The sequence below is a fragment of the Microcystis sp. LE19-84.1B genome, from assembly GCF_027531875.1.
Lineage (GTDB): Bacteria > Cyanobacteriota > Cyanobacteriia > Cyanobacteriales > Microcystaceae > Microcystis > Microcystis panniformis.
On record NZ_JAPZSR010000328.1, the window covers coordinates 1 to 9,560 of the forward strand.

Genomic DNA, 9,560 nt, shown 5'->3' on the forward strand with positions numbered 1-9,560 from the left:
GAATACAACCCGTGGTCAAAATCTCAAGAAATCGGGAACTCGCGATTATATTTGTCGCTCCAAAGAAGCGAAACGCGGTCCGGAAAGACATAGCGATTTTTGGATAGGTACTTATGGGAGCTTCTGGATCGAGTCGATGGACGCGTACTCGGAACTCGCCTTTTCTTTGATCCGCCTCAAGCCAGGAAAACACCCCGATTTTTCTAGGGGTCTAACGGCTATGCGCCTTATCCAGCAAGCCTTTTAGTCGCCTTGTCACCCCTTGAATGTCAATTCAGATTTTGTCCCTTGCTCGCCTGTGGTAAAAGCGGAAGACCGGCTGGATTCCCTAAACAAATAAAAGCAGCCCAATACTTAGGAGCTTTATAAGGGCGTTCTAAATCAGATTTTTGACTTAATTCACGCAAATGGGCAGCAATTCCTATACTGTGTTTTTCTGCCGATTTGATGGCATCTTCCGTTAGCCATTGGGAACGCATTTTGGCAATGGTGAGACGCTGGAGGCTAGATTTGGCTTTTCTCAAAGCTTCTGCTTTGCTAAGTTTGGCTTTCAGGAGATAATAATAGAAATACTGCATTAAGATAGTGGTAGCCACATCATCCACTTTCCAAAGGCTGATAATAACGGTTTTTGCTCCTGCTTGGATGAAGGAACGACGCAAACCGATGAGGGTTTCTCCTGTGTAGAGGTCTCCTAAGGCGGTTTCACAGGCGGATGTTACTACTAACTCTGTCCCCGCTAAATTGATAGATTGCACGTCTAGGGAAGTTAATAAGCCATCTTCGGCTTCTTCGGGTAGTTTACCGCCGTTTAACATGGTATTCACCCCCGCAAAGGCTAAACCTGAACGCAGCAGGGGATTTTGCATGGTGCCGACTTGGAATCTTTCTGAGGCGGAAAGACTCGATAACATGAAGTTTTGGTTAATTGTGTCCAGTTCGGGGGTTATATCGCCGAGAAAGTAGCCATGAGTAGCGATATGGAGAATATACGGGGCTTTTTGGGCTTTGGAGACAAGAGGTTTTAAAGCTTTGGCGGCGGTAACGGGTTTGACTCTGAGTATTTTAGCGATTTTTTCGCCTTCGATTTCGGTGCCGGGGAGGGAGTTGAATATTTGTCCTTGTCGAGAGGTGGCTAAATTGCGTAAGGATGGTTTAAAGGGGAATTTTTCCTCATTTTCGGCAGTTGAGGGCGTGTTTTCGGGACTGGCTAAGTTATAGTCAGGGTTAGCGATAACGAGGGGATAGGTGACTTTGGCGGGAATTTTGGCTTTAAATCGCAGGATATCTCGTCCTACATTTAAGAAGTTGCAGCGATATTCATCCATTAAGTAGCTGCCTTTATCGGTGGGTAAAATTTCAAAGGGTAAGCAGTTTAATTCGCCATCGGGACAGATAATTAATTCTTGGGTGAGATAAGGCTCGATTTTGTCAAAAATAAGCTGGCTTAGTTCAATTTTTGGCGATATATCCTCTTTTTTCTTAAATACGGCCACACTTAATCCTCGTGGGTTTTCTACCGATTCCCGAAACTCTTTCACTAATTTGTTGATGGGTTCAGCTTCTCCTAAATCTATCATAGTTAGCTGTTCTGGGGCTTGGGCAGGTAGGATAAAGGCGAGATAGCGAGGGGGAAAGGATGCAGCGTCACCGTTGGCGGGAATTGCCTGAAAATTGTAGTTATTAAACCTAATAAATTCAATTAGGGTAGTTCCTTGGGGTAATTCTAAAGCGATGGTACGAAAATCAGCGTTTTGCAGTTCTTTTTCGAGGTTAAGTTCAGGGATATTTAATTCTCGTTCGAGCTTTTCTGCTTGTTGTTCGAGGGATTTAATTTCTTGTTGGTAGTAGGGAAGTTGTTCGGGGGTGGGTATATCAAAACAGCGTTTGGCGAGTTGTTGTCTGATTTGTTGCCATTGTTGGAGTTTGGGGGCAAGATGGGCGTATTGTTGGGATAATAGGGCGATTTTTTGCAGGATGGCGGTTTCGGTTGCGATCGCTTTTCGTCTTAAGATGAGGTTATAGGCAGATTGTACCGCTTCGGGGCTATTAGGAAAGTGCTGGAAAACTAGGGAGAGAAATGTTTCTACTTTATGGTAGTTTTGTTTGACATAGTTGAGGCGTTCCTTATCGGTGCTAATGCTAAAGATTTTAGAAATAGTTTTTAAATCAATTTTTGCTGCTTCCTGCATCAGTTTTAGTGCTTCTTCTGGGTGGTTGGTTGCTGTATATAAAAGGGCTAAATTATTCAGAGAAGCAGCATAGTCGGGGTGGTCAGTTCCTAAACTTTTACCAATAATTTCGAGAGCTTGTTGAAAGAGAGGTAAAGCTTGCTCATATTGTCCCATTGACTGATACAATACGGCTAAACTATTCAGAGAATTAGCATAGTCAGGGTGGTCAGTAACCAAACTTTTACCACGAATTTCGAGAGCTTGTTGAGAGAGAGGTAAAGCTTGCTCATACTGTCCCATTGACCGATATAATCCGGCTAAGTTATTCAGAGAAGTAGCATAGGTGGGGTGGTCAGTACCTAGAATTTTACCAGTAATTTCGAGAGCTTGTTGATGGAGAGGTAAAGCTTGCTCATACTGTCCCATTGACTCATATAATAGGGCTAAGTTATTCAGAGAAGTAGCATATTCACGGTGGTCAGAACCTAGAATTTTACCAGTAATTTCGAGAGCTTGTTGATGGAGAGGTAAAGCTTGCTCATACTGTCCTATTGACTGATATAATAGGGCTAAATTATTCAGAGAAGTAGAATACTTAGGGTGGTCAGTACCTAAAATTTTACCGTGAATTTCGAGAGCTTGTTGAGAGAGAGGTAAAGCTTGCTCATACTGTCCCATTGACTCATATAATACAGCTAAGTTATTCAGACAAGTAGCATAGTCAGGGTGGTCAGTACCTAGAATTTTACCACTAATTTCGAGAGCTTGTTGAGAGAGAGGTAAAGCTTGCTCATACTGTCCCATTGACCTATATAATACGGCTAAATTATATAGAGAATCAGCATAGTTAGGGTGGTCAGTACCTAGAATTTTACCACGAATTTCGAGAGCTTGTTGATGGAGAGGTAAAGCTTGCTCATACTGTCCCATTGACTCATATAATACAGCTAAGTTATTCAGACAAGTAGCATAGTCAGGGTGTTCAGTACCTAAACTTTTACCAAGAATTTCGAGAGCTTGTTGATAGAGAGGTAAAGCTTGCTTATACTGTCTCATTAACTGATGTAATACGGCTAAGTTATCCAAATAAATAGCATAGTCAAGGTGGTCAGTACCTAAACTTTTACCAAGAATTTCGAGAGCTTGTTGATAGAGAGGTAAAGCTTGCTTATACTGTCCTATTGACTTATATAATAGGGCTAAAATATTCAAAGAATCAGCATAAATAACCTCATTAGTTAGTGAGTAACTTTTGGCTAAATCACAGGTTTGTTGGGCGAAGATAATCCCTTGCTCATATTGCCCCTGCTGATATAGCATTCCTATGGTTTGGTTATACTTTTGTATCTGGTTAATGATTGCTTGATTCATGTTACTATCTTTCCTCTATCTAGACTATTAGCTTGTTTTTCATAGTTAGTTCTATTTATCATCTTAAACCGAGAAAAGCCGATCAGGAAATAGATGAAACATCAATAATTGCGCGACTGCAATTGTTTAATTATTTCTAATACTTGTTGAGCCTCTTGTAGTATTCCTTGTTGCTGGAATATATCCACCGCCTTGAATAAATCTGTACTCGCCCCCTGTAAATCGTTTTTTTGAGCTTTTTGTATCCCTTGTTGAACGAAATCTTCTGCTTTTGAAGTCATAGATAATCAAACCTCTAAATAATAAATTGATATATGGTAAAAATTGTACGGAGACAAAATTGTCAAAACTCGTTCGCCTCGATCTTTTGTTGTGTGAGTGTACCTAACAGATTCGGCTCAAGAAAGATGGTGTAATTTGTATACTCTGGAATGGTGATCTCTTGGTCAATTTTGCTGTAAGAACCCTGAGTGCCAAACAGATATTTATCTCCGTACCACCTTTCCCCCATAGCTAACTTGATTATATAACTCCCTGGTGGAATGGGCATTTTATGAGAGTTACCCTTTACTATTAAGAACCAGCAGATATCCTTCTTGGTGCTTGTATTCTCTAATTTTATCACCAGATTTTCTGTTCCCTGTGACGGAATAATTTTGAGTGTACTGCTGGTTGCTCCCCGATTGAATTTGTACACTCCGTAACCATTTTTAGGGAGGGGTAATCTTGACGGTAATCGGCTACCAATAACTTGCTTCAAATTAGGGTTAAGGCGTATCGCTTGTTCATAATCTGTGAGTGCTTTTTGATATTTTTTTAACCAATAGTAAGTATCCCCTCGTTTATTGTAAGCATCAGCATAGTTGGGATTGAGGCGAATGGCTTCGGTATAGTCGGCGATCGCCTGTTGGGATTCTCCTAACCTATTATGGACGATGCCTCGGTTATTGTAAGCATCAGCATAGTTGGGATTGAGGCTAAGGGCTTGGGTATAGTCGGCGAGTGCTTTTTGATATTCTTTTAACTTATCATAGGCAATACCTCGGTTATTGTAAGCATTAGCATTATTAGGATTAAGGCGAATTGCCTCACTATAATCGGCGATCGCTTTTTGAGATTCTTTTAGCCAATTATAGGTATTTCCTCGGTCATTGTAAGCATCAGCATAACTAGGATTGAGGCGAATGGCTTCGGTATGGTCGGTGAGTGCTTTTTGGTATTCCCCTAATTGTCCATAGGCAAGTCCTCGGTTATAGTAAGCAATAGCATGGTTAGGATTGAGACGAATTGCTTCACTATAGTCTGTGATCGCCCCATTCCAGTCTTTGTGCCTCGCTTTTTCGACCCCTTGATTATTAACAAAATTGCTTCGCTGGACACCACAAGCTGAGAGTCCTATCGTGATGGAGAGCGCAATTAAGACAGAGAAAGAACGTAGAGACATCATTGATTCTCCCTTGAATTGTTATCGGTTTAAGTTGAGTTTATTGTGGTAATTGATTAGCGAGAAAGAATCCTGTATCAGCGATGATAATTTTTTTCGGATAGGAGTGAATGCAAAATGTTTTCTGAGTTTTCGGCAAAGTCAGCCTCTGCTTCAAAGCTACCGATAAAGGAACTTTGTTTTAATTTAGCTAGGGGATCGTGTGTTTTTTCTTGGAGTTGTTGATAGCGTAGTTCAATGGCTTGTTGAATGGTTTCTAGGGTATTTTCTTGGGTGGTTTGTTGAATATAGGCCAGTTTTTGAGCGTGTTCATCGTCTAGTTGAATAGAAATTTGCATTGTTTTTTCCTATTTTATGGGCAAGGATGATCGCTGACAGGATGCGGTCTAGTTATAATATCGGGTTAATGATTGCTTAATTTATGTTACCATTCTCCTTGAATAAACCAAGGTTATTACGACATTTTATTAAGAACTTGTAATATTTTTTGAGCTTGTGTTTTATCTCCCTGTTGCTGAAATAAAGTTACTGATCTTTGTAAGTCAGGGATTCCTTATTTGATAATCTCCTGACATTACATAGACAAGCCCCCACAGGTTATAAGCATCCGCTACTTATTACTACCATTGATTCACTCCGATCTTTTTTTCTTTGAGAGTACCAAATAGGCTTGGAGTAAGAGTTATCGTGTAGTGTGTATTCTCAGGAATAGTGATCACCTTGTCAATTTTGCTGTAGGATGCGTTAGCACCAAACAGATGTCTATCTCCATACCATTTTTTACCCGTAGCCAACTTTATTATATATTGCCCCGGTGGAATGGGTGTTTCGTAGGAATGCCCCTTTAATATCAAGAACCAACAGAGCCGTTTACGGCTAATTTTATCCTCTAACTTTATCACCATATTTTCCGCACCAGATGGCGGTATAATTTTGAGGATACTACTCGCAGATTTCCGATCAAAGTTGTACACTCCCTGACCATTCTCAGGAAAGAATACTCTTGATCTTGAAACCCTTGCAGGTTTTTTATTAGGTGGAACTTTTGCTGGCTTGCTATTGGGTGGAACTGGAACTTTTGCGGGGTTGCTATTAGGTGGCTGTTGTTGCGGGAATTGATTATTGTAGGCAATTTCTCGGTTACTAATCGCTTGACTGAAATTAGGATTAAGGCGGATAGCTCGGTCATAATCTGCGATCGCTTTTTGATAATCTCCTAACTTATCGTAGAGAGTTGCTCGGTTATAGTAAGCTTCTGCTGAGTTGGGATTAAAGCGAATATATTGGTTATAATCAGCAAGGGCTTTCTCATATTGCTGTAAACGACTATAGACGATACCCCTGTTGCCATAAGCTTGAGCATAGTTAGGATTAAGTCTAATTGCTTCATTAAAATTATTAATGGCAGCCTCTAAATCACCTTGTTGTAGTTGTTTTACTCCCTGATCCAAAAAGTCCTGAGCCGTTGAGGGGGAATTGACTTGAGCGATGGCATTTACAGGCAAATATTGAACGGGTAGAGGGAGAGAAACAAAGCCCAAACCGAGAGATAGGGTCACTAAAATAGAGGAAAGAGGTAGAGACATGATTGATGGCCTTTTGATCAAGTATTGTAGGTTTACATTGAGTTTATTGCTGTAATTTTTTGATAGTTTCTAATATTTTTTGACCCTCTCCTTTAATAAACTAAGTTTTTGTTGTTAATTATTATTGCTGATTGATCAGAGTAATTAATGGTTTGTTCTACCACCTTAAACCGCTTATAAAACACTTCACTATTACCCTGTTGACCCAATTTAATAAATATCTCCTCAAGACGCTCTTGACTTAAAATAAGATCTGTAGGGTCAGATTCCCCATTAACCCAAGATAAATCAATGGGTTGCTCTGTGACAATTGCCAGAAAATATTCATCTCCTACTGCATCATATTGGAAAAATCGAGCTAGTCCTTCAGACGGGGGTAAACGAAGTCCTTCTGACAGCTTAGTATAAGGAATATACGCAAATGCTCTTGAAGGACTAAAGAGATAAAAATTTCCTTCTACCGTCTCATTAATTAACAATAAATATTTACCATTTTCAGGTAAATTAACCCATAAATAATGGGGCTTGTTAAGATAAATATAATTACCATTATTTGGCTCTGGCTTAATTACAGTACCATTCATAACTGGACCCCTTTCTGAACTCCCGTGTGATTTTTCTAGCTCAAAATTTTCAATATCCAGCATCGTTAACTTATCACAAGCAGGTGCAGCAACTTCTTTTGCTAATTCCCAACCCATCCGAGGGAATTTTTTCTCCCATAACCATTGATAAGTCACTTGATGAGGTTCAATTGAATTCTGAGGTCTTCCTTTATTCTCGTATTTAGTAGTAATTAAATTGACACTTAATTCTAATCCATCGTCTATCATCCCTTGTTTAAACACATCTACCATTATTCTCCTAATTCTTTTCGCATATTCATTAATAGTTGCTTCCGTATAATGAAGATTATGCTTATCTTTCATTATTTCGACAATTTCACTTCTTTTTTTATCTTGATTTTTGGGATTATATAGAAGTTGAAATAAACAACTATGATCTTGATTTTTTATCAAACCAGTATTTTGCAAGATACGGTTTAGAAATGCTTCTTGCAATAGATTTTTAGTTCCTATCGTGTCAGTAATGCTAACCATTTTTACTTCAAAAATAATCAAACACTAATAGAGATATTTAAAGATTACATCATTTCCTCTGATTTGTCAATATTTTTATGAGAAAGAGAAAGCAATGTTATTAATTGTTATTAAAAGTTATATACGGTTATTTAGAGTTATTTAGAGTTGTTGGCTGAGACCAATTTGTTATTCAGTATCTATTGAATGTTATTTGATCTGAATGTTTGACTTGAATCATCAACTTAATTAATTCACAGGAGTTTACAGCTAATGCCAGTTTACAACGGTACAATTTCCAATGACCTCTTGTTCGGCAGTTCCAGTAATGACACCATGTACGGGAATGGAGGGAATGATAGCATTTACGGCCAAGGAGGCAACGACTACATTGATGGTGGAATAGGCAACGACTACATTGATGGTGGAGATGGTGCAGATGACCTCTTCGGCGGCGCTGGAAATGACAATATCTTCGGCGGAAACGGTAGTGACTTGCTGATTGGCGAAGCAGGTGCTGACACTTTATCAGGCGGAAACAACACTGATTATCTCTTTGGCGGAGCCGACAACGATGTTCTATTAGGAGGCGCTGGGAATGACTTTGTCTATGGCGGCTATGGCAATGATATCCTCACTGGCGGCACTGGTGCCGATGCCTTTTTTTTCGGTTCTCTTCTAGAAGGAGTTGACGTAATCAAGGATTTTCAGTGGATAGAGGGCGATGTCATCCAAATCAGTAAGTTCGGATTTAATGCTAGTAGCCTTAGCCAATTTAACTACAATAGCTTAACAGGTGGGTTAAGTTTTCTTGGGCAACAATTCGCAACCATTGAAAATCGCCCCGCAGGGTTTGCTGTCTCTTTAGATGTTCAGCTTATTTAATTGGGAGTGGGCGGGCGAATCTTTTGGTTCGCCTGTTCCAGACGACTGGGCAATTTTTGCTCACTGGTCAAATTAAAAGCATGAACGTTGTTCTCAAGGAACAAAAGATAACAAACAACAAAAAAAAGAATTAATCTTTGAGGAGCAACAAAAATGTTCAATCCCTGCAACCCCAAATATCCCTTATTTACTTTTGCTATTGCTTTATTCGTTGGCGGTATTACTAATCCAAGCAATGCAGCAGAGTTTAAATTTCCTGAGCAGGTTGATATTTACGTTAAATCCTTAGGAGGTGGTGCTGGTGCCAATTCTGAGTTTGGTCTTGGGACTACTTCAGAAAACTTTGTTCCAGTTCTTTCAGGATTGCCTAATAATCCATCAACAAACAGTGAGTTTTTTTGGGGTTCTTTTAATCCAGATCAGCCAATTCCACTGGCAGTTTTAACTAACTGGAATGGTCAAAGTTTTTTCGCTACAATTGGAAGCACAGATATTGCTTCAAAAATAGTTTTTTCAGATCTAGATAATAGCCTTGGTTTCGGAGGAAATACATTTGAGTTACTAGATACTAATATCTTCTTAGCTCATCTTGATGATGCCGCATCTTTCACTGTAGATGATGATGACGATGATGTTCTTGTTCAGATCCGTGTTGCATCTAAAAGAACGACTCCAGAATCCAGCAGCGTTCTTGTTTATATTACCCTTGGGGGTTTAATGCTAGGGAGTGCTATCCGCAAAGCCAGAAAGTGATCGCAGATATTGTAGCTCGCTATTGGGTTGTTGTCAAATTGAAAGATGCTCCGAATCAGCACCGGAACTGAAATTACTTTGATAGCAAGGATTGCATGGCATCTTTACAACCAGTGTTTAATGAACAAATAGTGCCGATAGTTGGGCTTAAGTGGGGAACAAGAGTCGCTCGATTTAGCAGTGGAATTAGCCCTACAATCGGCGTTGTCAAATTGAAAGATGCTCCGAATCAGCACCGGAGCATTGCATCTTTCCTCTTCTGATCTGA

8 protein-coding genes and 1 pseudogene are annotated in these 9,560 nt (G+C 39.7%); 3 read left to right on the forward strand and 6 right to left on the reverse strand.

Features of this window, described 5'->3' with window-relative positions; all coding sequences use genetic code 11:
• Nucleotides 1-247: pseudogene (locus O9324_RS18515) on the forward strand (IS4 family transposase); the annotation flags it as partial.
• Between the two features lie 22 nt (nt 248-269).
• Here the strand turns inward: O9324_RS18515 and O9324_RS18520 are convergent.
• From O9324_RS18520 to O9324_RS18545, 6 genes are all read right to left on the reverse strand, one after another.
• The gene (locus tag O9324_RS18520; protein WP_288140963.1) at nt 270-3,545 is read right to left on the reverse strand and encodes a CHAT domain-containing tetratricopeptide repeat protein; all 3,276 of its coding nucleotides are present in this window, start codon (nt 3,543-3,545) and stop codon (nt 270-272) included.
• Between the two features lie 101 nt (nt 3,546-3,646).
• Entirely contained in the window at nt 3,647-3,826 is a 180-nt protein-coding gene (locus O9324_RS18525; protein ID WP_002765609.1) for a hypothetical protein, read from the reverse strand.
• A 62-nt stretch (nt 3,827-3,888) separates the two neighbouring features.
• Nucleotides 3,889-4,989 (reverse strand): tetratricopeptide repeat protein, encoded by a 1,101-nt coding sequence (locus O9324_RS18530; RefSeq protein WP_288140964.1) that lies wholly within the window; start codon nt 4,987-4,989, stop codon nt 3,889-3,891.
• A gap of 77 nt (nt 4,990-5,066) precedes the next feature.
• The gene (locus O9324_RS18535; RefSeq protein WP_288140965.1) at nt 5,067-5,327 is read right to left on the reverse strand and encodes a hypothetical protein; all 261 of its coding nucleotides are present in this window, start codon (nt 5,325-5,327) and stop codon (nt 5,067-5,069) included.
• A gap of 282 nt (nt 5,328-5,609) precedes the next feature.
• The gene (locus tag O9324_RS18540; RefSeq protein ID WP_288140966.1) at nt 5,610-6,575 is read right to left on the reverse strand and encodes a tetratricopeptide repeat protein; all 966 of its coding nucleotides are present in this window, start codon (nt 6,573-6,575) and stop codon (nt 5,610-5,612) included.
• A 92-nt stretch (nt 6,576-6,667) separates the two neighbouring features.
• Entirely contained in the window at nt 6,668-7,675 is a 1,008-nt protein-coding gene (locus O9324_RS18545) for a hypothetical protein (RefSeq protein ID WP_288140967.1), read from the reverse strand.
• Nucleotides 7,676-7,927: 252 nt separating this feature from the next.
• Here O9324_RS18545 and O9324_RS18550 point away from each other — a divergent pair, with 252 nt between their 5' ends.
• Nucleotides 7,928-8,539 (forward strand): calcium-binding protein, encoded by a 612-nt coding sequence (locus tag O9324_RS18550; RefSeq protein WP_002765599.1) that lies wholly within the window; start codon nt 7,928-7,930, stop codon nt 8,537-8,539.
• A 153-nt stretch (nt 8,540-8,692) separates the two neighbouring features.
• Nucleotides 8,693-9,292 carry a hypothetical protein gene (locus O9324_RS18555; RefSeq protein WP_288140968.1) on the forward strand — a complete coding sequence of 200 codons (600 nt, stop codon included), beginning with the start codon at nt 8,693-8,695 and terminating at the stop codon, nt 9,290-9,292.
• Nucleotides 9,293-9,560: the final 268 nt, after the last annotated feature.

Bases quoted from the DNA above. Each gene is read 5' to 3' on its own strand.
- O9324_RS18520 (WP_288140963.1), bottom strand. From the start codon at position 3,545: ATGAATCAAGCAATCATTAACCAGATACAAAAGTATAACCAAACCATA.
- O9324_RS18525 (WP_002765609.1), bottom strand. From the start codon at position 3,826: ATGACTTCAAAAGCAGAAGATTTCGTTCAACAAGGGATACAAAAAGCT.
- O9324_RS18530 (WP_288140964.1), bottom strand. From the start codon at position 4,989: ATGTCTCTACGTTCTTTCTCTGTCTTAATTGCGCTCTCCATCACGATA.
- O9324_RS18535 (WP_288140965.1), bottom strand. From the start codon at position 5,327: ATGCAAATTTCTATTCAACTAGACGATGAACACGCTCAAAAACTGGCC.
- O9324_RS18540 (WP_288140966.1), bottom strand. From the start codon at position 6,575: ATGTCTCTACCTCTTTCCTCTATTTTAGTGACCCTATCTCTCGGTTTG.
- O9324_RS18545 (WP_288140967.1), bottom strand. From the start codon at position 7,675: ATGGTTAGCATTACTGACACGATAGGAACTAAAAATCTATTGCAAGAA.
- O9324_RS18550 (WP_002765599.1), top strand. From the start codon at position 7,928: ATGCCAGTTTACAACGGTACAATTTCCAATGACCTCTTGTTCGGCAGT.
- O9324_RS18555 (WP_288140968.1), top strand. From the start codon at position 8,693: ATGTTCAATCCCTGCAACCCCAAATATCCCTTATTTACTTTTGCTATT.